Origin of the sequence: Methanococcoides burtonii DSM 6242 (genome assembly GCF_000013725.1) — an archaeon.
GTDB classification, from domain to species: Archaea; Halobacteriota; Methanosarcinia; order Methanosarcinales; family Methanosarcinaceae; genus Methanococcoides; species Methanococcoides burtonii.
On record NC_007955.1, the window covers coordinates 982,237 to 1,006,924 of the forward strand.

Here is a 24,688-nt window from a genome sequence, read left to right on the forward strand (position 1 = left end):
GGGTAGAAATTAAATGACAAGTTCCAAGATCTTGGTTGTAGAGGATGAACTTATTACGGCAATGGACATAAAGAATATACTGGAAGGATTCGGATATTCAGTCCCTGCCACAGTTGCATCCGGAGAAGAAGCCATCGAAAAAGTAGAAGAGTTTTCCCCAGATCTGGTGCTGATGGATATTATGCTGGAAGGGGACATGGATGGAATTCAGACAGCTGAACAGATACATGCTCATTCTAATATCCCAGTAGTCTATCTTACCGCTTATGCCGACAACGATACATTACATAGGGCAAAAATAACAGGTCCTTTTGGTTATTTACTCAAGCCTTTTGAAGAAAAGGAATTACATACCATCATAGAAATAGCCCTTTACAAACACAAAATGGAGAATAAATTAATAGAAAGTGAAGAGAAGTATTCCACCCTTGTCGAAAAAGGAAATGATGGGATAATTATCATACAGGACTCCGTACTCAAATATGTGAATAAGAAGATGCTGGACATGACCAAATTTTCCTTTGATGAAGCAAATGAACTTCCTTTTGTAAATTTTGTGTCACCGGACCATATTGATCTCGTAAAGGACAGATATGAAAAACGAATCCGAGGAGAAGCCATTCAACCAAATTATGAGATTGAGATACTGACAAAAGATGGAAAATATATCCCGGTTGAGATAAATGAATCTTACATCCAATACAAAGGTAAACCGGCAGAGATGGCAATCATAAGGGATATAACAGAGAGCAAGAAAGCAACTGCTGCTTTGATGAGATCTGAACAAAAATTCCGCGATCTAACTGAAAATATTGCTGAAATGATCTACAGCGCCAATCACAAAACTTTTGAAAATACATATTGCAATAAAGCTGTTGAAAACATTTTTGGATATAGTGTTGACGAATGGCTCAGTGACCCATGCCTATGGGAGAAGTCCATCTATCCAGAAGACGTAGAGAGGGTCTTTTCCGCATATGGAGAAATGCAGACAAGCCTTGAAAATCGTGTTTTAGAGTACCGAATAAGGAGAAAGGACGGAGAATTACGATGGGTGGAAAACCACGTTACATGGTTGATTGAAAAAGAGACAGGTGTTGTTTCAATTAGTGGAATATTGCATGATATAACTGATCACAAAAACGCCGAACTTGCGATAATGAATGCAAAAATTGCTGCTGAATCTGCCAATAAATCAAAGAGCGAGTTCATTGCAAATATGAGCCATGAGTTGCGAACACCCCTTAATTCAATAATTGGTTTTTCAGACATTATACATAGCGAGAGCTATGGACCATTAAATGAAAATCAGAAAAGATACGCATTCAACATTCTTAAAAGTGGAAAACATCTATTGGATATAATCAATGGGATCCTGGACCTGTCAAAGTTCGAAGCTGGAATAATGGAAATCAAGAGGGAAGAATTCCTGATCAATGATGTCATCAAAGAAACAAATCATACGATGTTGCCACTTTGCATGGGAAAGAATATTGATATATCCTTTGTAACTATTCAGCCTACCTATAATCAATCCTGTATGACCAACCTTTACACAAAAAGATTAGAAGCTCAAACAATTGTTGGAATAAATGGCATTCCAGCAATTGCATTTCGAATTGCATCCATCACAGGAATCTGATTCTTCTTAACAGTAGAAATGTAACTTCTTACCCGCGAGAAAATTAATGCTCCTTGCATACTTCGGAATGTACCCGATATCTTCTGCTGTACTTTCATCATTCTCACATCCCTTTCTGCAAGATTATTCTCAAATGGAACTTTTAGATCATGCATAAACCTGAGAATATCATTTTTATAACCAATAAACCGATCCAGCAGATTTTTTGCTGTGGTTTGTTTAGTTCTTCCTCGCTTCTTTGATTTGGCTTGAAGTTGAGGATTTTCTTCTATCCCAATATGAATAATCTGGCCGTACCAATCTTCAAACTCTTTAATTCTCTCTGGTTTCATACAACCAGACATTCCTCGGATCTGGTCAACTGACTTTTTGACATCAATAAGTAGAATATTCATAGCTTTTGACCACAATTGATTATCGTTCTCGCTTACACTTGTTAATTCTCGCAATAGATGAGCATTACAGATCGAATGATCACAATCATATTTGTAATATGATTTCCAGAAATCATGAACTACTGTACCATTGAAATTTGGTAAGATTCCCATCGCATTCATTGCGTCAGAGCCTCTTTTTTGATGAGGATAATAACATGTCATTTTGTTTGTAGAAGCAACATGTAACCACTGTCGTTTTCCTTCTATCCTCATACCAGTTTCATCACAATTTATCACAGGAGATTCTATTAAGAAGTTCTTGATCTGCTGTTCGAAATCTTCAAGTTTTTCAAAACATGTCTTTTCTGCCCTGGCCAAAGTAGCGGGACTTATTTCACATCCACAAACATCAGCTAGCAATTCACAGCTGCGTTCATAAGGAAGTAATTGATAATCATGTAAGTAGACTGCTAATGATGCAAGACGCAAGCCATATTGCGTGGGTTGTTTAACCTTTTCTGAAAAAGTAGCTTTGTTCTTGCAACCGCAGTGAGGACAGGACTTGATTTCAGCACGATGTTCTGTTACTTGAAGTTTAATGGGAGGTATGTCAAATACTTGCCTTTTTTCATGATCTTTAACTTCTATATCTTCAAGCGATCTTTCACAATTGCTACATTTGTGTACTTTGTGAATTATAACTTCGTCAGGAACATCTACCATTCTGAGAGTAGTTCCAGGATGGTCTTTCTGACCACCTGGTTTCTTTCCACTCTTTTTTCGTCTGCTTTTTGTTTTTGGTTTCTCATTAATAAAAACATCAGTTGAAGGTGGTTTACTGCTGTTTCGGCTGTTTTTTTTGAGTTGCTCTTCCAATTTTTTAACTCGTTCTTCGAGTTCGGTTATTCTGGCAGCTTGTAGTTCTATGATCCTTTGTTGTTCAGCAATGATGTCGTACAATGTAGTGACAAGAGTGACAACTGCTTCGGGACCTTGTTCATAAACTGCTAGGATTTCTTTGCGTTTCGTGTTCATTCACCTCCTGTTTGGCAAAACCAATTGATTTTTTGGGTGTGAACTTAAATAGAATGCTACTACTTACTTTTTTCGTAAAAATCCATGTCAGAAGATGAAATAAATTGAGGTGGGGGGATTTTAGCACGCAAAGGTGGCTGAATAGTTACTATCCTTTAATATAAATTCAAAAAACCGGATAGTTAAGGCTGACAAGGTCAAATTCAAACAGATACTATACAACCTACTAGGAAATGCCATCAAGTTCACTGACAATGGGGGATTTGTGGCAGTTGAAGTTCAAGATGAAGGTAATTTGATCTCAGTTATGGTAAGTGATACTGGAATTGGTATTGCCAGAGAGGATCAGGAAATCATCTTTGAGCCATTTTCACAACTCAATTCATCTACTACCAGAACACATGGAGGTAATGGACTAGGCCTTACCCTCGTCAAGCAATTTGTTGAAATGCATAATGGAGAGGTGTGGTTAGAAAGCGAATTAGGAAAAGGAAGTACATTTGGGTTTACCATACCACTCAATTACTGAACTTATTCATCCGCCAGTTCAATTTATTTACTTTTATAGCCACCAGAAAAGATATGTAATACATACACCATCTCCCATAGCATGAGCGAAATTGGCAAATCTGTCAGGATGGAGCGTATATTCGACAGAAATACTGGAAATGCAATTATAATCCCAATGGACCACGGCGTAAGTGCAGGGCCTATCAAAGGCCTTATAGACATGCCTGCAACTGTCAACAAAGTAGCAGAAGGCGGTGCAAATGCAGTACTTGGCCATATGGGACTTGCGAAACACGGACACAGAGGCTACGGCAGGGATGTAGGACTTATTATTCACCTCTCCGGTTCAACATCACTTGGACCTGACCCCAACCACAAAGTACTGGTAACCACCATGGAAGAAGCCATTAAAGTTGGTGCAGATGCAGTTTCTGTGCATATCAATGTTGGTGCTGAAGACGAAGCTGAAATGTTGAAAGATCTGGGGTTTGTCGCTAAAAAATGTGACGAATGGGGAATGCCCCTCCTTGCCATGATGTACCCAAGAGGTGCAAAAGTTCCTTCCGAGCATGATGTAGAATATGTTAAACACGCTGCAAGGATTGGTGCAGAGCTTGGCGCAGATATTGTCAAAACTAGTTATACTGGTGATCCTGAGTCGTTCAAGGAAGTAATTGATGGATGTCCCGTACCTGTCGTTATCGCAGGGGGTCCTCAGATGGATACTGAAAGAGAGATCCTCCAGATGGTTTCCGATGCACTCAGTGTGGGTTGTAAGGGTGTGGCAATGGGAAGAAATGTATTCCAGGCAGACAACCCCACAAGACTTGTCAACCTACTCTCAAAGGTCATCCATGGTGAAATGACCGTTGATGAAGCTTTGGAAGATTGATCTGCGTAGTTTTAGAAATAAATGCCGGGTAATCCGGCACTTTTTTATTAGTAGATAAGTTATTGCATCAAAATTGAAGTGCTGTTTTTAGGAGCAACAGTAGAAGCATAGTCCTAACCAAATGACCTTATCAGTAAAATAAGAACAAGATATAGAGGAATTAACTTTTAAAAGGAAAAGAATAATAGCAAGACCTTGATGGAATGACTAAAAAAAATCAGTTTGTGGTGGTGGTGGTACGATATGATTTTTTCGGTCTTGCTTATATTATACTACATTCTACCTGGTATATAAAGATATCCGTATGCATCATCATTATAATGAGCATATTGAAGAAATTGAAGTACAGAGCCATAACAACCCAAATTCTCACACATTACCACCACAAGAATATTACACAAATTCTCTTAGATCCTTAATAAATAGAATATAGAGAATTCCGATAAACCTCGGAAACAGACGCAATATTTATAATATATTACAATAATTTTGTATTATGTCCTTAACAAACTTTGCTTTTAAAGAAGAGTACAAACGTCTTGAAAATCTCGGTGACAAGCTCTCTGAAATTGAATCTCTCATCGATTGGAAACCATTTCGTCCAATTATAGCAGAGATGTATATCAATAAAACAGAGTTCGGTGGCAGACCAAACGTTGATGAAATCGTCATGCTCAAAATGTTAGTATTGCAACAATGGCATGGACTATCTGACCCTGAACTTGAAAGACAAGCTACTGACAGAATTTCCTTTAGGAAATTCTTGGGCTTTCCTGCAAAAATTCCAGATCATACTACTGTTTGGGCATTTAGAGAACGAATTGCTCAATCAGGAAAAGAAGATGAAATCTGGAATGAAATGCAAAGACAACTTGATAAGAAAGGTTTGAGGATCAAACAAGGTATGATTCAGGATGCAACATTTATACATGCTGATCCAGGACATGCAAATCTTGATACTCCTCGTGGAAATGAAGCAAAGACCAGAAGATGTAAGGACGGTACATGGACAAAAAAGGCATCTAAGTCACATTTTGGATATAAACTACATACCATTGAAGATACCGAATATGATCTGATAAGGAGATATAGGACAACTACTGCCTCAGTTCATGATAGTCAGGTGGATCTTTCTGAAGAAGGCGAAGTTGTTTACAGAGATAGAGGTTACTTTGGTGCAATTTCAAAAGGATATGATGCAACTATGCAAAGGGGCGTGCGAGGTCATCCTATTGGTATTAGGGATAAGATGAGAAACAAAAGAATAAGCAGGAAAAGAGCAAAGGGAGAAAGACCTTATGCTGTTATCAAAAATGTGTTTACGTCAGGATTTGTAAGAGTAACAACGTTGGCAAGAGTAAATGTCAAAATGGCGATTACAGCATTCAGCTATAATCTCTATCAATTGAGGACAATAAGAAGAAAATCATTAGGATGAATAGCGGTAGCTATTCAAAAAAGTTGGAAAGTATATAAATAGATACTAGCAAACTGCTGGAAATAGAGAGAAAAGCTCAAAATTTTAGCTGGAAAAATTTGCTTTGAAAAAAATCAGCAGTTAATCGCAATTCTCTATACTTAAGCAAAGCTCATGATCTACATTGATAGGACACGAAACTGAGAGTACAGGTTAAAAGTCACAACAATAAAAACAAGGCATGAAAGAATGAAAAGTTAAAAGGAAAAGAATAATAGCAAGACCTTGATGGAATGACTAAAAAAATCAGTTTGTGGTGGTGGTGGTACGATATGATTTTTTCGGTCTTGCTTATATTATACTATATTCTACCCAGTATATAAAGATATTCGATGCATTATCATCATTATGATGATACTATTCGGACGATTGAAGTGCAGAGCTATAACAACCCAAAGTCTCACACATTACCACCACAAGAATATTGCACAAATTATCTTAGATCCTTAATAAATAGAATATCCCTAAGCAAAGCTCATAATCTATATTGATAGGACAAGAAACTGGGAGTACAGAGTAAAAGTCAGTAAAATAAGAACACGATATAGAGGAATTAACTTTTAAAAGGAAAAGAATAATAGCAAGACCTTGATGGAATGACTAAAAAAATCAGTTTGTGGTGGTGGTGGTACGATATGATTTTTTTGGTCTTGCTTATATTATACTATATTCTACCCAGTATATAAAGATATTCGATGCATTATTATCATTATGATGATACTATTCGGACGATTGAAGTGCAGAGCTATAACAACCCAAAGTCTCACACATTACCACCACAAGAATATTACACAAATTCTCTTAGATCCTTAATAAATAGAATATCCTTAAGCAAAGCTCATGATCTACATTGATAGGACAAGAAACTGAGAGTACAGGTTAAAAGTCACAACAATAAAAACAAGGCATGAAGGAATGAAAAGTTAAAAGGAAAAGAATAATAGCAAGACCTTGATGGAATGACTAAAAAAATCAGTTTGTGGTGGTGGTGGTACGATATGATTTTTTCGGTCTTGCTTATATCATACTATATGTTACTCGGTATATAAGGGTATCCATTGCATCATTATTATAATGAGGTACTTTCGACTGTATTGATACTAAAAAGAATAATACCACGATAACATTAAATGCAATGTAAATATCGAATGTATCATAATTAATATTCACAGATCGATATGATCATGACTCTAAGAGGATCTATTATGGACAGATATGAACAAGTAATTGAACTGGCAAAAAGAAGAGGCTTTTTATGGAATTCCTTTGAACTCTACGGCGGCGCTGCCGGATTCTATGATTATGGACCCCTTGGATGCACTTTAAAGAGAAGGATCGAGCAGATCTGGCGTGAACTCTATGTGATACACGAAGGGTTCATGGAGATCGAAACGCCAACCGTAGGAATAGAGGATGTCTTTGTCGCATCCGGCCACGTAGGAGGCTTTTCAGACCCGCTCTGCGAATGCCAGGAATGCGAGGAAGCTTTCAGAGCAGATCATCTTGTCGATAAGATAGTAGAGGTCGCAGATGCGTTAAGCAATGAAGAACTTGACAGGCTCATAAAGGAGAATGATATCGGCTGTCCTGAATGTGGAGGCAAGCTTGGAAAAGCATATGAGTTCAACCTCATGTTCAAAACAAATATCGGCCCCGGCACTGGAAGGCAAGGTTACATGCGTCCGGAAACCGCACAAGGAATGTTCATTAACTTCCAGAGGCTCTCCAGATATTACCGTGACAAATTACCCTTTGGTGCGACCCAGATCGGAAAATCCTATCGTAATGAGATCTCACCCCGACAAGGAGTCATCAGGCTGAGGGAATTTACCCAGGCTGAAGCGGAAATATTCACCCATCCTAAAGAGAAAGGGCACCCAAACTTTGAAAGATTTGCAGAGGTCACCCTGAACCTGTACTCCGATGAAGCACAGGAGAAGGGTGCCATCGAGCAGATGACGGTTCGGGAAGCTGTTGAGAATGATATAATTGCACATGAGTTCCTTGCATACCATATTGCCCTTACGAACCACTTCCTCCAGCGCGTTGGAATTGCTGCGGACAAGCTAAGGTTCAGACAGCACCAGAAGGACGAGATGGCACACTACGCCATCGATTGCTGGGATGCCGAGATACTCACCGACAGATTCGGCTGGATAGAGGTGGTCGGCATTGCGGACAGGACAGACTTCGACCTGAAAGCACATGCAAAGACAAGCGGTACCAAACTTGAGATACATATCGAATATGATGAGCCGAAAATGGTCGAACAATTCGTTGTGAAGCCTGATATGGGTAAGCTCGGGCCATTGTTCAAAGGAAAGGCAAAAGCTGTTGCTGATGCACTCAGGGAATTGAGTGAAGATGAACTTAGCAAGGACGAGATCAAAGTAATTGTCAATGGAGAAAAATTCACAGTACCTTCCGAGATAATCAGCTATGCACAAGAGACCGTAAAAGTCAGCGGTGAAAAGATAGTACCCCATGTCATCGAGCCATCATACGGTATCGACAGGATACTGTACTGTACAATGGAACATGCGTTCGATGAAGAAAAGGTGGAAGTTGAAGGAGACGAGGAGGAAGAGGAAAGGATGGTCCTCAGGTTCAGGAACGAAGTTGCACCTGTACAGGTTGCTATCCTCCCCCTCCTTACAAGAGATGAGCTTATCGAGCCTGCAAAGGCGATAGCACAGAAACTTCGTGAAAGAGGTTTACTCGTTGCCTACGATGATTCAAGGGCAATTGGTCGCCGCTACCGCAGGAACGATGAGATTGGAACTCCATATTCCATCACCATCGATTATGACACCCTTGAAGACAATTCCGTCACCATAAGGGATCGAGATACGATGAAGCAGGTTAGAGCATCTGTCGAGGGTATCGAGAACTCGATCTACGACCTAGTCTATGGAAAACTGGACCTTGAAAATACGGGCGTGAGCATCTAATACTTTCACCCCACTTGCCTCATATTTAAAAGGTTTAAGAACAGTAATGCCTCAAGCAAATTTTGAACCTATAGTAAATATGAGCGAACACATTAAGCACCCACTGGTCAAACCCAATACAGTCGAGCAGCGATTGTACCAGCTTGACCTTGCCGGAAAGGCACTATCAGCACCAACACTGGTAGTGCTGCCAACAGGTCTTGGAAAAACGATAGTCGCCCTTCTTGTAATAGCTTCACGCCTGCAAAAAACAGGCGGGAAAGCACTCATACTGTCCCCCACAAAACCTCTTGTAGAGCAACATGCCGCTTTTTTAAGGTCCACACTGAACATCCCCGAAGATGAGATACTGACCTTTACAGGTGCAGTAGCGCCTGACAAGAGAGAAGAGCTCTGGAAGAAGGGAAAAGTGATCATCTCCACCCCGCAGGTCATTGAGAACGATATACTTACCAAGCGCATAAGCCTGGAGGATGTCACTCACATTACATTTGATGAGGCTCATCGAGCTGTTGGCAATTATGCATATACATATATAGCCGAAAGATACTTTGAGGATGCCAAAAAACCACACTGCCTTGCGATAACTGCAAGTCCGGGAAGTTCTGATGAGAAGATAAGTGAGGTATGCACGAACCTCTACATCAGATCGGTTGCGATAAAAACAGAAACAGACCCTGACGTAACACCCTATATCCATAAAAAAGAGGTCGAATGGAACCATGTGATACTGCCTTCTGAGATGAGGGAGTTGAAAGACCTTCTGGAAAAGGTCCTTGAGGATAGATTCCAAAAACTAACAGAACTTGGATATTCCATCCAATACGGCAAGAAAGCTTCAAAAATGGACCTGCTCGGACTTCAGAAAAAGTTACAGGGACAGATCAGAGAAATGGCCGAACCTGCAGTCTACAGCGCCCTATCGATCCTTGCAGAGGTTATGAAGGTAAGTCATGCTGTGGAGATAGTAGAAACACAGGGCATCGAAGCACTTAAAAAATATACAGCCCGACTTGAGAACGAAGCCACCTCCAGAACAGGAAGTAAAGCTTCAAAAAGGCTTTCTGATGACCTCTATATGAGACAGTTATACAAAAGGCTCGAGGAATGCACCACAGAACATCCGAAACTTGCCGTTGTAAAAGATATCGTCTCAAAGGAACTAAATGGCAAACCCGACTCCCGTGTAATCGTCTTTACGAACTATCGCGATACCTCTGAAATGGTGACGAACGCCCTTTCCGAAATAAAAGATATAAGGCCTGTCAAATTTGTGGGACAAAGTTCCAAGTTCAAGGACAAGGGGCTTACCCAAAAGCAACAGGTTGAGATCATTGAGAAGTTCAAGGCCGGAGAATATAATGTCCTTGTGGCAACATCCGTTGCAGAAGAAGGACTTGATATCCCAGCTACCGACCTGGTAGTTTTTTATGAACCGGTCCCCTCCGAGATCAGAAGCATACAGAGAAAAGGCAGGACAGGAAGGAAGCATGAAGGACGTGTCGTAGTACTTGTTACAAAAGGAACCCGGGACGAAGCATATTACTGGAGCTGTGCACATAAAGAAAAGCGTATGCAAAGCAATATGCAGCAATGGCAGGAGAATATGTCAGAGTTGAATAGAGCAAACAATGAAAATGACAAGACCGACATTGCAAGTGAGTTTAGGAGTGAGGAGGAACAACAGACCGGGCTTTCAGACTTCTCTGACGAGGAAGTGACGGTAATCCTCGACCAGAGAGAGATCAGAAGCACCGTTGCACGCAGTCTTGAGAAACTTGGATTCAACATCGTTGTAAAAACACTTGAAGTAGGAGATTATATTGTAAGCGACCGGGTGGCTATCGAGCGCAAGAGTACCGAAGACTTTGTCAATTCCTTACTTGATCGCCATATATTCAGACAGATATCCGATCTTGCAGGAGCCTATGAAAAACCCATACTCATCATCGAAGGAGAAGGTTTGTTCACCACAAGGATGGTGAACCCAAACGCCATACACGGAATGCTTGCTTCACTATCACTGGATTTTGGAGTGTCAATACTTCACACAAGAGATGCAGAGGACACTGCATCCCTGATCGGCATACTGGCAAAGAGAGAACAGATCGATGAAAAACGCAGTACCAGTGTCCACGGAAAAAAATCTTCAATGATGCTATCACAACAGCAGGAATATATCGTATCATCCATCAGTAACATCGGACCGAATGCTGCAAAGAATCTCCTTGACCACTTCGGAACCGTGGAAAATGTTATGAAAGCAGAGCTAGATGAATTAAAGGAAGTAAAGAACATTGGACCGAAGACCGCAGGAAAGATGCGGGAAATACTTAGCAGCAAATATAAAAATTGAAAAAGAAAGAGCAAACGGAAATACCGGTTTTCTACTATCGATTTATGAGATTTCTGTTTTTAAAAAGCTTATTAAAGTCTTTCAAGGATGTCAAGACATCTATCCATAATATCGAGAAATTCCTCCATCCTGCGAGGATCGGTCTCGACCTGAAGCAGACCGGCAATGTGCCCAATTTTTAATTTCAGGCTTTCTGCAACTGAATTCAGACCTTCGATAGGAACTGCTGCCGATATTTGCCCTGGCATATTATTATGAGAAAGTTCTTCAGAACGAAACATCGGTTGTCGTACAGGATCTTCGGGAGAGCTGGCAATGCCACCTGCATGAGGAACTTCTTTTATTTCATTTCTTGCCAATGCAACCTGTTGTCCTGCATTTTGCTGTTGACCGGAATTCGCATTGCTGTCCTGACATATTGGACAAAGTACTTCTCCCTGGTACCTGAACATTGGAGCACCACATGTAGCACAATGCTGTGCAAGCATAGTACCGCCCATTTCCAGCAATCTTGATATCTGTTTTATTTTATCGTCACTATCGCTCATTTTTTCACCTTTGATCACTGCATTAATGAAAGTCTTTTTATAGGATATAATAGTAAGGGATAATATAACATAATTTCTTATTTTATCATTAAACCATTATTAAGGTGATCCAAATGTTAGGTGCCAGCGAACCTGAAGACGTCATTAAACAATGCACACAGGTGTTAGAACATATAGCGAACGACAATTCCGTACCAAGGAATATCAGACGTTCCGCAAACGACATACTTGCAACTTTGAAAAACGAAGCAGAACCCCTTTTTCTGAGAACATCATCCAGTATATCCATATTGGAAGATATCAGCAACGACCCAAACATTCCATTACATACAAGGACACTTATATGGAATGTAGCAAGTCAGCTTGAAACGATCCCTGTTGATGAGTGATCGATTACGATCCAACAAAGAACATTCTGGTATTCCGACCAGATTTTTTCTTATATTTTTATTTATAGATATTCAGCACACTTATTTTTGATAGATACAAAACCTTTAATGACCGGACAGGCCGATCATCGAACGTAACTATAAAATGGGTTGATACATTTTTATATCTGAGCTAACGATTTACGAGCACACCATTAAAAATAACGAGATTTTACCATGAAATTCGATCCTGAATCCATAAAGAAAGCTGCTAAGGAAGACTTTGATTCTGCATGGACAAGTGGCAAAGACCTTATTAAAAAAACAGGTCTGAACCAGCAGTACCCACACACATCATTCCACTTCGGAAAAGCACATCCTGTTTATGATACCATCGCAAAGCTCAGAGAAGCTTATCTTCGCATGGGTTTTGATGAGATGATGAATCCACTCATCGTTGATGAGAAAGAGGTTTACAAACAATTCGGCCATGAAGCACTGGCAGTCCTTGACCGTTGCTACTATCTTGCCGGGCTACCAAGACCAAATGTAGGCATCTCCGATCAACGCATTGCAAAAATAAAGGAAATGCTTGGAGGTATCGATGATGAAGGTATCGAGACCATAAGGAAAGTGCTGCATTCTTACAAAAAAGGTGAAGTTGAAGGAGACGACCTTGTCCCCGAGATAGCGCTTAAACTTAACGTATCCGATGCACTTGTGGTCGAAATGATAGACAAGGTGTTCCCGGAATTCAAGGAACTTACCCCGCAAGCCACCACCAAGACGCTCAGAAGCCATATGACATCAGGCTGGTTCATTTCACTCTCAGGCATTCTTGAACGTTCCAGACCGCCATTCCACTTATTCTCTATCGACCGTTCTTTCAGAAGAGAACAGCAGGAAGATGCTTCACGCCTTATGACATACTATTCAGCGTCCTGTGTCATAATGGATGAAGATGTCACTGTTGATCACGGAAAGGCCGTCGCTCAAGGATTATTGGCACAGTTCGGTTTTGAGAAGTTCATGTTCCGTCCGGACGAGAAAAGGAGCAAGTATTACGTACCTGATACCCAGATAGAGGTCTTTGCATACCATCCAAAACTTGTTGGTTCTAATACCAAATATTCTGACGGATGGATAGAGATCGCAACATTTGGGATCTACTCACCAACCGCACTTGCTGAATACAACATCCCATGCCCGGTCATGAACCTCGGACTTGGTGTTGAAAGGCTTGCCATGATACTCCATGATTCTACCGACCTAAGAGGTATGACCTATCCACAGCTGCCACAATACGCAGAATGGGAGCTAAAGGACAATGAACTGGCAAGAATGATATTCGTTGACAAACTTCCGGAAACGCCTGAAGGACAGGAGATACTGGAAGGTATAGTCATGCAATGTGACATGCACGGTTCAGAGCCAAGCCCATGCGAGTTCGTTGCCTGGGAAGGCATACTTAAGGGTAAGAAAGTGAAGGTTTCCGTGATAGAGCCTGAAGAAGACACAAAACTTTGTGGTCCGGCAGCTTACAATGAGGTTCTTGTCCATGAAAACGATGTTCTTGGCCTCCCTAACAACAAAAAGTGGAAAAAGGCCTTTGAGAACCATTCTGCAAGGACCGGCGTGAGATTTATCGAAGCTTTTGCAGCACAAGCAGCAAAAGAGATCGAGGAGGCCGTGGAGAAAGGGGAAAAGGAGTGTGAGACAAGAGTAAGGATAGTCAAGGTACCTTCCGAGATAAACATCAAACTCGACCCTCTTGCTCAGAGATATATAACCGGGAAGAAGCAGAAGATCGACATTCGAGGACCTGTGTTCACCACAGTAAGAGCAGAGATAGAGTAAATCAATTGCAGGGATGGCACATGTTCACAGAGATAGCTAAACTGATGGATGATGGAGGCGCTGTTTGCGTTACCTTTCAGGAAGGCGATATCGGAGAGGAGTATGAGCTCCTCTATTGTGAGATGATAACAAAAGCACGCAAGGGTGAGAGTTTCCTTGCTGCCTCCCAAAGCTGCCCCCCGGGCAAATATGTTCTGAGCAAATCTGAAGATAAGCCGGATAGATACTATTTGGCATCAGGACGCTACATCGATGCAGAAACTGCACAAAAGGCAGTATTGGCCCTTCCGAGAATAAAGAAAAAATATGGACATATCAGGATAGAACCATTGTCAAAGAACAATGGCGAGTTCGATGTGATCATCCTTTACCTAAAGCCTGAGATAGCTATGAGGGTAGTGCAGGCATTAGCATATAACAATGGAGATAGAGTAAGTATCGACACATTCGGTGCAGCATCTATTTGCGGTGACTGTACTGCGCTTGCTATTGAGAATGGGATTGGATTGTCTTACGGTTGCAAAGGTTCACGCAAGCATAGCGAATACAGCGACAATGAGATACCCATTGGTATCGATCTTGATAATGCAAAGAAAATAGAGAAGGGATTAAAGAATATCCCCAAAACCCGATACTGAATCAGCGTGCTTCATAGAAGCATATCTGTTCGGCATCCACAAGCGTAACTTTTCCTAACTCGTTAGAAATTATATTATTTATGCGAGCTACCCCAATGGGCTTCAGTTGAAGCCGGATAATCATGGATTCATACTCTTCATAAAAAGTGTCATTTCCTGTGATCATTTTGTGTGTTGATACATGGTGTTTTACAACCTGTGCCACCACACCCGAAGTCCCACGCATAATATCCTGCGCAGAGGTGCGGGTCAGAAATATATGATCATTCACATCGAAGTCCAGTGATGTGAAAAAGTTCTGAGGACTTCTAATCTCAATAGTGCGCAATAGATGGCCCTTTAATTCAGATATAACAGTATCCGATATCCCCGTAAGTGCGGCGTATTCCATACCAGATCACCCGTACATTGGATATTCCTTTCTTGGAGTTGGTGCCTGTTCACTTGACCTTACATCTTCAGCAAGTTTCTGCATTTCGATCTCGATCTTTTCTGCCTGTTCGATAAGATCCTCTGTATCTATCGAAAAGTTATACATAGAATTGAGGACATCAACGACAACTGCTGCAGCCCTTGGATCTGGATTTTGTGTCTTTGTAGCACCCAGTAGACTGATCGCCGGAACATTTTGCATGAAACATTCTGCCATTACGCTGCCAGAGATACCGGAGATCGTACCCATCTGAAATATCTCCACCTGATCCTTGATCTTCTCAAGCATTTCTTCAGTTGTTGCAGCTCCGAACACTTTGTATTCGTCACTCATGGTAGCAATGCCTGCAATCGAAATAACTTCTTTCACACCTATTGATTTTGCCCATCCGACAAGTGCCTTGCTGACATCATAGGAAACCGAAGGATTGATAGGAATATCCGAGACCACCATAATAGTGTTGTGTTCCACATTTTCATATATCCGTACAGGCATGTTCACCAACCCTTCATACAGAACGGCTATTGGTGGGAAATAGCGAGACTCAATGGAACCTATATATTCCATATTTAATTCTTCAATTATTTGCTGGCTGGCAATATTGCCCACAAGGCCAATACCCGGGAAACCTTCTATCAGGATAGGATCCTTCGATTTTACTGGCCTTGTTATGATATCTACATCGATAGCGTCGTAATCTGTTTCTGACAAAAGAATCACCCAATGTGAATAATAACCCTTAATTTACTTATTATATGAATAGAGGATACTCATAGATAAGTACATCGTACTATGAAAAGAAGAAAACGATAGAATTAAACCAAATAATAACGAAATTGATGCAAATAACAAATAAAGCATATGAATAATGGAGGAATAATATGAAAAGATCTATACTATATTTTGATGATGTTGGTAAGCAGAATACCGATGATGTTGTGAAAGTAGCAGCCAACCGGGCAGAAGAGCTCGAGATAGAATATATTGTACTATCAAGCACTGAAGGTTATACTGCATTGAAGATGGCAGAAGCAGTAAAGGGAAAGAACGTGAAGGTGATTGCCATCACCCATCAGTATGGACTCCGAGAGGATGGAAAATGGGAGATGGATGAGGAAAATTTAAAAAAACTTCAGGAAATGGGAGTGATCGTTACAACCCAGTCACATATGTTCTCAGGTGTAGAGCGTGCCATTTCAAATCGATTGGGCGGTGCAAGTCGTGCAGATGTGATCTCTGACACGCTGCGTGCGGTCTTTGGCAAAGGTTTCAAGGTAGCCCTGGAAGTTGTTATGATGGCTGCAGATTCAGGTTATATACCCGTATCAAAGGATACAGAGGTTATCGCCATTGGTGGTACACGTCAGGGTGCAGATGTAGCACTTGTTGTAAGACCAGCACATTCTCAGAATTTCTTCAACATGCAGGTACGTGAGATACTGGCAATGCCACGCGAAAAAGAAGAGCCGAAGTAAATTCAGATGGTATCCTTAAGGGATGCCTTTTTTATTTAAATTAATCCTGAATTACAGTATCGCGTTCATCATCATTGCATTCCTTTTCACCAGTATTGCAGTCATCTTTGTCAGTATTGCATCCATTCTCCCCATTATTGCCTGGTGGAGATAAACTATTCTTTTCTGTGTGCATATATGAAGCAGTCTTGAGCTCCATTGCAGTTAGTACAATAAGGACCAGAAATACGGCAATTGCGATCGCAACGGTTGTAAGTGTGTCCATGGAAATATTAAAAAAAGAGAAGTGTCAAAAAGACACTTACTGTTGTTTTTCGTACAATGCAGTCTTTGACAAAATGTTGCCTTTCTTTGCGTGTGGCTGCCTGAGGACTGTATCGTTTGATTTTTCGATCTCACGTGCATCGATAGCGAGCTGTGCTGCTGCGCGCATCATTTCGTGAGCTGTTGCGGTTGTGAGTGTTACCTGCTCGATCTCCTTCATCATGAAGCATGCTGGGAAGTTGATCTGTGCTACCTTGTCAGCCATGTGAAGTGCTGCAAGTGCTTTTGCTTTTGCGTATGGGTTGCTGAAACCTGCACGTTCGATACACTTCTCTGGCTTTGCGAGAATGTGTGGAAGGACGATCTCCTTACCTTCATCAACCTGTGCAGTGACGATATCAAGCTCTTCCTGTATAAGTCTTACAACACCACAGGTGGAGAGAACTTTCATTGCATCAGAGTTGAAGGATGCCATTTCCACGGAGTCAAGGAACTCTCTCTTTGCGCCGATGAGTGGGTCCACGGTCATGATAATGTAACCGAAACCTGCGTCCTCGAGTGCCTGTCTGTCGTCCTTTTTGGTTGGACCATCAGAGATAACGATGCATGGAACATCTTTGTAGATCTCACGTGCAGCGGTTGGACCTGGTGCACTTGAGTTAGGGCTGATCATTACATAGAAATCAGCATCCCATTCTTTAAGTGCTGCTGTTTCTGCAGCTTCATCTTTGCCCATTTTAGGACCAGTTCCGAATACACGAACACTGATACCTTCTCTTGCTGCTATCTCATCCTGTACGAGGTCAATGACCTGACTCATGCCGAGGTTGCCTAACTTAATAAATCCTATTTTTGCCATAGTAGATCACATTACTGCAAGTACGGGGTAGCATATAATATTTTTGTATAATCAGTAACATAACAGATACATTTCCCAGACAGAATATATATACTGTGATGAATCATGTCTACTGAATCCGATTTAAAAACAATGAAAAGCGATTAAATAAATAAGACAAAAAACAAATATCAAAGACGGGAGGACAAATACTTCCTGCAACACCAAGTTCGAATATCAAAATTACAAATGAATACATAAATTCTATGATACGAAAAAAATAATGTTACAAAATTTTCAATTAAAAAATGGATTCATAGCTGGGATTTACCCCTCCATCCATTGAAGCAGGTTCTTAATTTTTTTATTATTTATTTACTTATAATTATGTGCACTCTTGTCTTTACACGATCCACTGAAAACGAGAATACCTGTTGATGATATTGTTGACATCAATGGTTTACAGAAACAAAACTAAATATCAAAAATAGATAAAAACAGAAAAGAAGGTTAGTGGCTTGGAAAAAGAAAATATCACTTGCCACATTAAAACTTGTGAACTTATGACCTTCTGAACAGCATAACCACGAAGATCACAAAGGCAGTCATCCAGAGTTCAAAACCCGGAAGTCCTTTCTCTTCGGTCGGCACAGTGCTCTCTGGAATTACAGGTTCTTCCAAGATTGGAATCACTTCAGAGCCATCAGGTAGTGTCATAGGTGTCGTCGGATCCTGTGAGCTCAGTTCAACCTCTGCGACCTCACCATTCTTTATGGCTTGCTCCCCATAGTTTTGCAGTTGTTCTGTATTGGTATTCATGACGAAGAACTCAAAATCACCATCATCAAATGCTGTAATGTCAACATCATATTCACCTGTATTCGGGAGAATGAAATACCATGAATAGCCCCCTTCCCCATCACCCATTCTCGTAATGAAAGCATCCGGGATCTCAAAAACCATGTTACTATCATCAATAGTACCCAGCTGACGACCATTACTGTCAGTGATCAAAATGTTTACCGGACATTGGCCAAAGCCCACTAATGCACCCATATCCCCAATCAGGTCACCCGTTTCAGAAACAAGATCACTGGCTACGGTCCATGCAGCATATTGGTAATCATTTGGGTCTTTGGTAGTATTGTATTCATACCGGTATCCCGGAGAAGTGTCACCTGCTATCGGTGAGAAGGTTTTTTCCCATTCACTGATGGGCATTACCTCCGGCTTTTGCTGAGGCCATGGATCAAAGACCATTCCGGTCTTCTTCCAGTCAGTCCCTATGGGGTATACAACGGTCGCGTGGTGTCCGCTGTATGAGCCTTCTATAGGTCCGAAATCATATCCGTTCAAAAGGTGGCACTCTCCAGGAGTTGACTGCATTTTGCTTAGAAATACTAGAACTTTATATTGATATGATCCACAAGTAAAATCTCCGTATTCATCATCTAAGTTAGAATAAAGGTTCGTGATACTACCCGGACCAAGACCAAAAGTAGTCCATTCGTTTCCTGCTTTAAGATCCTTTTGATATGGCCCTTCAGAAATGCGAAGCTGGTAGAGGCGGATAACCTCCTGGAGATCTGCTTTCTTGTCAGAAGGACATGTTACAATCACTTCGGCCTGGTCTTTGATCTCTCCATCCATTCTGGCAAAAAGAGTGCAAGTACCGATCTCTTGTGATGTGAAAACACCATCCCTATCAATTGTTCCTATAATTACATTGTCTCTGAATTCACTAAGTGATTTGGATTGTCCAACAATCCATTTAACTTCATTGTGATCTATCTCTGAATAGATGCCATTTCTTTCTTTTTTCAGAGTGAAATCGATAGTTTTACCGTATTCGATCTCTTGATAAGTAGGAGTAATGAAAAAGTCATCTGTTTCATCTGTTTCAGCCACTAAAATAAAAGGAAGATTTGCAGAACCTTTGGGTGCTTTACTCAATAAGTGCACGGTGTAAAACACGCCACAATATTTAAGTTGGGTACAACCCGAACTAAAGTGCAATGTGAATTCGTCATTAGTCTCATAGTTTCTTTTAATAGGGAAGCCTTTTTCGAAGAGCTCCCATTCTTTTATGTCTACCCCTTCAACTTCAATTTTAACATCAACTGAGTTCTGATGATCCCAGGGTTCTTCAATGGATATTTTGACATAATCTCCTCTATTTTCAACATGATACCCGGGCTCGTATCCGATTCCCTCCCCATTAGGGAAAGTAATCTTGAAAGTATATTTCCCCTCGGGATCCTGAACATCAAACGTTGTAGCTGCCGAGGCAACAAAGGTCATTGAAGAAAGAAGAGCTATAGAAATAATAAGAATTGTCGAGTATCTATATATTTTCAAATATGTATAGCTTAAATTCATAATGATCACCGTTTAAAAAGCTAAACAGAAGTATAGTTACTAACGCTTATAAATTAATGCTGGAAGTATCTTTGTTCAACGCATGAAAATTTAATCGGATATGTACTGCCCGGATAGACAACGACTATATTTTGTGAGAGGCTATATTTCAAATTCGACCACATTTCAATAATCTTATATAGATTCATCTTTTTGTTATATGTTGCTTATAAGATTATAGAATTGAAGTAAAAGGTGGTACCATTGGATAAATTTAAGATTCTAATTGATTTTCTAAAAGATAATATCGGTATAGAGTTTGAATCTCCGAGAAGAGTATTTCAACGTAAAAGAGTTCCACAGAATTTCAACGTAATAGATGTGGATAGTTCTATGAATAGAATTAAAGTTCAATTCCAATCTGGAACGATTTTGCCAATCGAATACTGGAGACTAAAAGAAGCAATTTCATTTATCGATAGTCCTAATTTTATTCCAATTGGATCAAGTATATCTGAAAATTATCATCTTAATTCAATTGAAGGCAAACTAAAAGAAATAGCAAAAGCCAAATCCGGTAAATCAACGGATACAAAAACAGCACCCCATATTATAGATTTACTGGTTTTGTCTGGTATTGTCGAATTAGGAAAGGCTATTTCTGACAATGGTAGAAAAGTTGATGGTGCGAGATTGAATCAAGGTAACTATTGAGTTGGACATGTATTGTCTTGACAGACAGCATTTGTATTTTGTAAATCGGCTCTGTAGAAAACTTCGTGAAATCTACATCAATAGACTGAAATAAGATATTATTATGGCATCGTGTAATACATATACCAATATTTTAGACTTGGATTACTGTATGAATATTGAGGATTTCTACAGAGCCCAAAACTAGTAATAGCCATCAAGAATTCAAATTAAAGGATTTAAGTATTGCAGGACAAAAAACATGAACGATTCTACAGGTATTATAATTATTTGTCTTTTAGCATTTGCAATTATTCATAGCATTACAGCTAGCTTTTATTTCAAAAAAATTGTTGTACGAGTTTTGGGATCAAAAGTGGATACATATTATCTTCATGCCTACAATCTAGTTGCTATAGTCACTCTTGCTCCAGTAGCATATTTTGTATATACAAACCCTGGTGAAACACTATATGTAATTTCATTCCCTTTGTGTTAGGTCATGCTTGCAGTTCAATTCATTGCTGTATTAGTCACACCAAAAGCTATTGTTGATGCTCCACACCGGTTAAATTTGAAGTATCAGCTGGCAAAACCAAAAACTACTCAATCTCAACCTTTAAACATTCGCGGAGTATATCGGTTGGTAAGAGATCCATTTTCAGCATCAGGATACATAATAATGATATTCACACCATTTATGACTGTTAATTTATTAATTGTATACATTATAGCAGCTATATACATGTATATTGGATCTTTACATATGGAAAAAAGGCTAGTAAAACAATTTGGTGATGAATATAAAGAGTATCAAAAAAATATTCATCGATTAATTCCTACTTTTAACAGCAAATATTGATATTATTAAAGTTTCATGAAAGATGCAGATTCGATAAATCTTCATGTATTATTTTTTTAATTGCTGTGATCTTATTCAGAAGATGAAGATTGAATTGGATAAGTACGGTCCTGATCGGTGGCCTGGACCACATCGGCCTAAAGGGCGTGGGAATGGATGGAGATGGGATATAGGATATGCTCTTTATGGCATTCCAGATTGTATTCGCAGCCATAGCACTGGCAATCCTGACATCCGGAGTAGCAGAAAGGATAAAGCTCAGTTCATTTATCGTATTCGGGCTTCTCTGGACCACCCTTGTATATGATCCACTTGCTTACTGGGCATGGGGAGACGGCTGGGTAGGTAGTATGGGAGCACTGGACTTTGCAGGAGGAACAGTGGTCCACATCAGTTCAGGATTTGGAGCACTAGCATTATCATTTGTTATAGGCAAGAGAATTGGATTCGGCAAGTATAGCATGGAACCTGAGAACATTACCACCACTTTGCTTGGTGGAGCATTGCTATGGTTCGGATGGTTTGCTTTCAATGCAGGAAATGCACTTGCAGCAAATGCTTTCGTGGTCACACTGATATCTGCTTCATCAGGAGCCCTCACATGGATGGGAGCTTCATGGATCAAAGGCAAGTCAAGTTCACTGGGAATGAACAGTGGTGCTATTGCAGGACTTGTGGCTATTACCCCGGCATGTGGATTTGTAGGACCTCTGGCAGCCATAATCATTGGAGGTTCAGCAGGGATCTTATGTTATGGAACTTTGCTTTTCTGTATCTACAAGAAATTCGATGAAAGCCTCGATGCATGACCAATTCATGGCGTAGGAGTGCTTTTCGGAGCACTTGCCACAGGCATATTTGCGGTCGCAGCAATTGGCGGGGTCAATGGCCTGATATAAGGTGATATCATGAAGAAAATAACAGCCATTATAAGACCGGGTAAACTGGAAACGGTAAAGGAGGAGCTTGTTACTGCAGGATTAAACGCAATGACTATCTTTGACGTTAAAGGCAGAGGTGAACAGAAAGGGATCTGCCTCCAGTTCAGAGGCAAACGGAACCTTATCGACATGATACCCAAGATACAGATCGATATCGTTGTAAAGAATGATGAAGTCGTAACTGTGATACAGACCATTAAACATGCTGTACGTACCGGAAAGATCGGGGACGGCAAAATATTTGGTCCCCCTGTGGAAATGATGATAGGAATAAGGACGGGAGAATGTATTACAGAATGAATAAATGGGGAATTCCTAAGTGAGACCTTCCTTATCCTTATTAGAAATATTATAAATGATTGACTTATTTTCAATGACATGACAGGAACTTTCAAGCCATAGACAAACAATATGACAGTAAATAATCAAAATCTTTTTCAGAAGCCGGTCTCTACCCGAAAAGGTTAAAAGTAATGTAATTAATTGTACTCCAATCTCAGTACATTCCATTATTACTGATTCGTAATCAGTACCTTAAAGTATCAGGTATGGTCAAGTGAATTCCAGCAACAACATTTCTAAGAGAACTTATTCAAAGCTGATTGTTTTTGATATGGACAGCACCCTCATAGATGCGGAAAGCATTGATGAGCTTGCGCGTGCTGCCGGTGTTATGGATAAGGTATCCGTTGTAACTGAAAAAGCAATGAACGGAGAGATCGATTACAATCAAGCTCTAAAAGAAAGAGTTGCACTTCTAAAAGGATTGAAACTTGAAACCGCAATGGAAGCAATGGATTCCATGCCCCTAATGCCTGGAGCAGAAGAGCTCGTCAAACATGTAAGATCCCTAGGATTCAAGACCGCAATACTATCAGGTGGATTTACACTTTCCACTGACAGAGTTGCAAAGTTGCTTGAAATGGATTATGTATTCTCCAATATACTGGAGATCAAAGACGGGTGTCTTACAGGCAGGGTTTCCGGACCAATGACACAAAATCTTTCAAAGGAACAGGCTTTTGAACAGATTACAGAGGAGAATGGTCTGAACCCTGAAAACTGTATTGTTGTTGGCGATGGTGCTAACGACATATGCATCTTTAAGAGAGCAGGATGTGCAATTGCATTTAATCCAAAACCAATTTTGCGTCAATACGCAGATGCGGTCATTACCCAAAAACACCTCAGGGACATTATTCCAATAATAGATTCACTTGACTTGGAATAAGCCCTGCGTATCGTGCATTAGAAATGCATGAAATGCCAGCTTTTTTGCTGGAGCGGGAGGATTCATAGAGCATGATGAAAGAACTGAACACAAAGAAGCAGGATTTAAAAGCTGCGTCCGAAGAGTACAAAGAGAAACGAAATGCATTGAACGCAGAAGCAAGCACTCTAGCAGCGAAGCGCAATGATCTCAACAAAAGCACAAAAGAACTTATCAATGAAGCACAGGAATACAAGAAGCTTCGTGATGAGAACAATGAGCAGGTAAAAGAGAACAAAGCAAAACGTGACGAGATCAATGCAAAGGCTAACGAAGTATTCGCAAAAGTCGATGCGCTGCGTGCTGCAAGTAATCTTACAGGTCCATCCATAAAGGATATCCGAAAGGAGATCGACCGTCTCGAATTCACACAGCAGACAGAAGTACTCACTCCTGCAAAGGAGAAGGATCTTGTCAGCAAAATAACAGAACTTCAGAAACAATATGTTGTCAAGAAGGACCAGCTCGAGAGCAATACCGAGCTTAAGAACCTGTTAGATGAAGCACAACAGATTCGTGATGAGGCTTCCGAATTCCACAATGTCCTTTCAGAGTACGCACAGAAAGCTCAGGAGTATCATGACAAGATGATCTCCACATTCAAAGAAGCTGACAAGATGCGTGCAGAATCTGATGCTGCTCACAAGCAGTTTGTCGAGTTCCAGGAGAAAGCTGACGAACAGCACAAACTGTTCATTTCAGCACAGAAAGAGATCAGGGATATTGACAAAGAAGTTCGCAAGATGCGGAAAGGAGAGACCGACGGAAAGAAGGTCGCATCAATGGAAGATGTCAGGAAAGATGCTGCAGAACTATTTGAGAAGTTCAAATCTGGTGAGAAGCTCACCACAGAGAACCTTATGACACTGCAGAAGTCCGGCATGCTCTGATCAACAAAAGTAA

The 24,688-nt window shown here is 40.5% G+C and carries 23 protein-coding genes; 16 read left to right on the top strand and 7 right to left on the bottom strand.

Features of this window, described 5'->3' with window-relative positions:
- Nucleotides 1-13: 13 nt before the first annotated feature.
- Nucleotides 14-1,642, top strand: a complete 1,629-nt coding sequence (locus MBUR_RS12925) for a hybrid sensor histidine kinase/response regulator (RefSeq protein WP_052286202.1) — start codon at nt 14-16, stop codon at nt 1,640-1,642.
- On the opposite strand, the gene MBUR_RS04690 is transcribed toward MBUR_RS12925, so the two are convergent.
- Nucleotides 1,573-3,054 (bottom strand): IS66-like element ISMbu5 family transposase, encoded by a 1,482-nt coding sequence (locus MBUR_RS04690; protein WP_011498778.1) that lies wholly within the window; start codon nt 3,052-3,054, stop codon nt 1,573-1,575. The two genes, MBUR_RS12925 and MBUR_RS04690, sit on opposite strands and share 70 nt — an antisense overlap.
- A 178-nt stretch (nt 3,055-3,232) precedes the next feature.
- Here MBUR_RS04690 and MBUR_RS04695 point away from each other — a divergent pair, with 178 nt between their 5' ends.
- The 5 genes from MBUR_RS04695 (at nt 3,233) to MBUR_RS04715 (ending at nt 11,240) form a co-directional block, all read left to right on the top strand.
- A complete protein-coding gene (locus MBUR_RS04695; RefSeq protein ID WP_269479039.1) occupies nt 3,233-3,583 on the top strand; it encodes an ATP-binding protein in 351 nt (116 codons plus the stop codon).
- Nucleotides 3,584-3,664: 81 nt separating this feature from the next.
- A complete protein-coding gene (locus MBUR_RS04700) occupies nt 3,665-4,456 on the top strand; it encodes a 2-amino-3,7-dideoxy-D-threo-hept-6-ulosonate synthase (protein WP_011499011.1) in 792 nt (263 codons plus the stop codon).
- A gap of 496 nt (nt 4,457-4,952) precedes the next feature.
- Entirely contained in the window at nt 4,953-5,894 is a 942-nt protein-coding gene (locus tag MBUR_RS04705; RefSeq protein WP_011498552.1) for an IS5-like element ISMbu1 family transposase, read from the top strand.
- A 1,244-nt stretch (nt 5,895-7,138) separates the two neighbouring features.
- Nucleotides 7,139-8,884 (top strand): glycine--tRNA ligase, encoded by a 1,746-nt coding sequence (glyS, locus tag MBUR_RS04710; RefSeq protein ID WP_011499012.1) that lies wholly within the window; start codon nt 7,139-7,141, stop codon nt 8,882-8,884.
- 79 nt (nt 8,885-8,963) lie between these two features.
- Complete coding sequence (locus tag MBUR_RS04715; protein ID WP_048063536.1) at nt 8,964-11,240, top strand: DEAD/DEAH box helicase; 2,277 nt, start codon at nt 8,964-8,966, stop codon at nt 11,238-11,240.
- A gap of 71 nt (nt 11,241-11,311) precedes the next feature.
- Here the strand turns inward: MBUR_RS04715 and MBUR_RS04720 are convergent, their stop codons facing one another.
- Nucleotides 11,312-11,788 carry an Sjogren's syndrome/scleroderma autoantigen 1 family protein gene (locus MBUR_RS04720; protein ID WP_011499014.1) on the bottom strand — a complete coding sequence of 159 codons (477 nt, stop codon included), beginning with the start codon at nt 11,786-11,788 and terminating at the stop codon, nt 11,312-11,314.
- 113 nt (nt 11,789-11,901) lie between these two features.
- Between MBUR_RS04720 and MBUR_RS04725 the strand changes: the two genes are divergently transcribed.
- From MBUR_RS04725 to MBUR_RS04735, 3 genes are all read left to right on the top strand, one after another.
- Nucleotides 11,902-12,177 (top strand): UPF0147 family protein, encoded by a 276-nt coding sequence (locus MBUR_RS04725; protein ID WP_011499015.1) that lies wholly within the window; start codon nt 11,902-11,904, stop codon nt 12,175-12,177.
- A gap of 216 nt (nt 12,178-12,393) precedes the next feature.
- The gene (gene sepS / locus MBUR_RS04730; RefSeq protein WP_011499016.1) at nt 12,394-14,013 is read left to right on the top strand and encodes an O-phosphoserine--tRNA ligase; all 1,620 of its coding nucleotides are present in this window, start codon (nt 12,394-12,396) and stop codon (nt 14,011-14,013) included.
- Nucleotides 14,014-14,033: 20 nt separating this feature from the next.
- On the top strand, nt 14,034-14,651 hold the full coding sequence (locus MBUR_RS04735) for a DUF169 domain-containing protein (RefSeq protein ID WP_011499017.1): 618 nt from the start codon (nt 14,034-14,036) through the stop codon (nt 14,649-14,651).
- 1 nt (nt 14,652) lies between these two features.
- Here MBUR_RS04735 and MBUR_RS04740 read toward each other — a convergent pair whose 3' ends face one another.
- On the bottom strand, nt 14,653-15,042 hold the full coding sequence (locus tag MBUR_RS04740; RefSeq protein ID WP_011499018.1) for a DUF473 domain-containing protein: 390 nt from the start codon (nt 15,040-15,042) through the stop codon (nt 14,653-14,655).
- A gap of 6 nt (nt 15,043-15,048) precedes the next feature.
- Nucleotides 15,049-15,795 (bottom strand): proteasome assembly chaperone family protein, encoded by a 747-nt coding sequence (locus tag MBUR_RS04745; RefSeq protein WP_011499019.1) that lies wholly within the window; start codon nt 15,793-15,795, stop codon nt 15,049-15,051.
- 170 nt (nt 15,796-15,965) lie between these two features.
- On the opposite strand from MBUR_RS04745, the gene MBUR_RS04750 reads away from it, so the two are divergent.
- Nucleotides 15,966-16,559 carry a pyruvate kinase alpha/beta domain-containing protein gene (locus MBUR_RS04750; RefSeq protein ID WP_011499020.1) on the top strand — a complete coding sequence of 198 codons (594 nt, stop codon included), beginning with the start codon at nt 15,966-15,968 and terminating at the stop codon, nt 16,557-16,559.
- A gap of 40 nt (nt 16,560-16,599) precedes the next feature.
- Here MBUR_RS04750 and MBUR_RS04755 read toward each other — a convergent pair whose 3' ends face one another.
- The 3 genes from MBUR_RS04755 to MBUR_RS04765 form a co-directional block, all read right to left on the bottom strand.
- Nucleotides 16,600-16,824, bottom strand: a complete 225-nt coding sequence (locus tag MBUR_RS04755; protein WP_011499021.1) for a hypothetical protein — start codon at nt 16,822-16,824, stop codon at nt 16,600-16,602.
- 36 nt (nt 16,825-16,860) lie between these two features.
- Nucleotides 16,861-17,682, bottom strand: coding sequence for a F420-dependent methylenetetrahydromethanopterin dehydrogenase (locus MBUR_RS04760; protein WP_011499022.1), 822 nt, complete (start codon nt 17,680-17,682; stop codon nt 16,861-16,863).
- A gap of 540 nt (nt 17,683-18,222) precedes the next feature.
- The gene (locus tag MBUR_RS04765) at nt 18,223-19,962 is read right to left on the bottom strand and encodes a hypothetical protein (RefSeq protein WP_011499023.1); all 1,740 of its coding nucleotides are present in this window, start codon (nt 19,960-19,962) and stop codon (nt 18,223-18,225) included.
- A gap of 321 nt (nt 19,963-20,283) precedes the next feature.
- Between MBUR_RS04765 and MBUR_RS04770 the strand changes: the two genes are divergently transcribed.
- The 6 genes from MBUR_RS04770 (at nt 20,284) to MBUR_RS04795 (ending at nt 24,675) form a co-directional block, all read left to right on the top strand.
- Nucleotides 20,284-20,733 (top strand): hypothetical protein, encoded by a 450-nt coding sequence (locus tag MBUR_RS04770; RefSeq protein WP_048063249.1) that lies wholly within the window; start codon nt 20,284-20,286, stop codon nt 20,731-20,733.
- 481 nt (nt 20,734-21,214) lie between these two features.
- Nucleotides 21,215-21,574 carry a methyltransferase family protein gene (locus MBUR_RS14365; protein WP_232222072.1) on the top strand — a complete coding sequence of 120 codons (360 nt, stop codon included), beginning with the start codon at nt 21,215-21,217 and terminating at the stop codon, nt 21,572-21,574.
- A 185-nt stretch (nt 21,575-21,759) separates the two neighbouring features.
- Nucleotides 21,760-22,383, top strand: coding sequence for an ammonium transporter (locus tag MBUR_RS04780; protein WP_232222075.1), 624 nt, complete (start codon nt 21,760-21,762; stop codon nt 22,381-22,383).
- Nucleotides 22,384-22,482: 99 nt separating this feature from the next.
- A complete protein-coding gene (locus tag MBUR_RS04785) occupies nt 22,483-22,815 on the top strand; it encodes a P-II family nitrogen regulator (protein ID WP_011499026.1) in 333 nt (110 codons plus the stop codon).
- Between the two features lie 313 nt (nt 22,816-23,128).
- Complete coding sequence (gene serB / locus MBUR_RS04790) at nt 23,129-23,746, top strand: phosphoserine phosphatase SerB (RefSeq protein ID WP_048063537.1); 618 nt, start codon at nt 23,129-23,131, stop codon at nt 23,744-23,746.
- Nucleotides 23,747-23,817: 71 nt separating this feature from the next.
- Nucleotides 23,818-24,675, top strand: a complete 858-nt coding sequence (locus MBUR_RS04795; protein WP_011499028.1) for a coiled-coil protein — start codon at nt 23,818-23,820, stop codon at nt 24,673-24,675.
- The last annotated feature ends 13 nt before the right edge of the window (nt 24,676-24,688 follow it).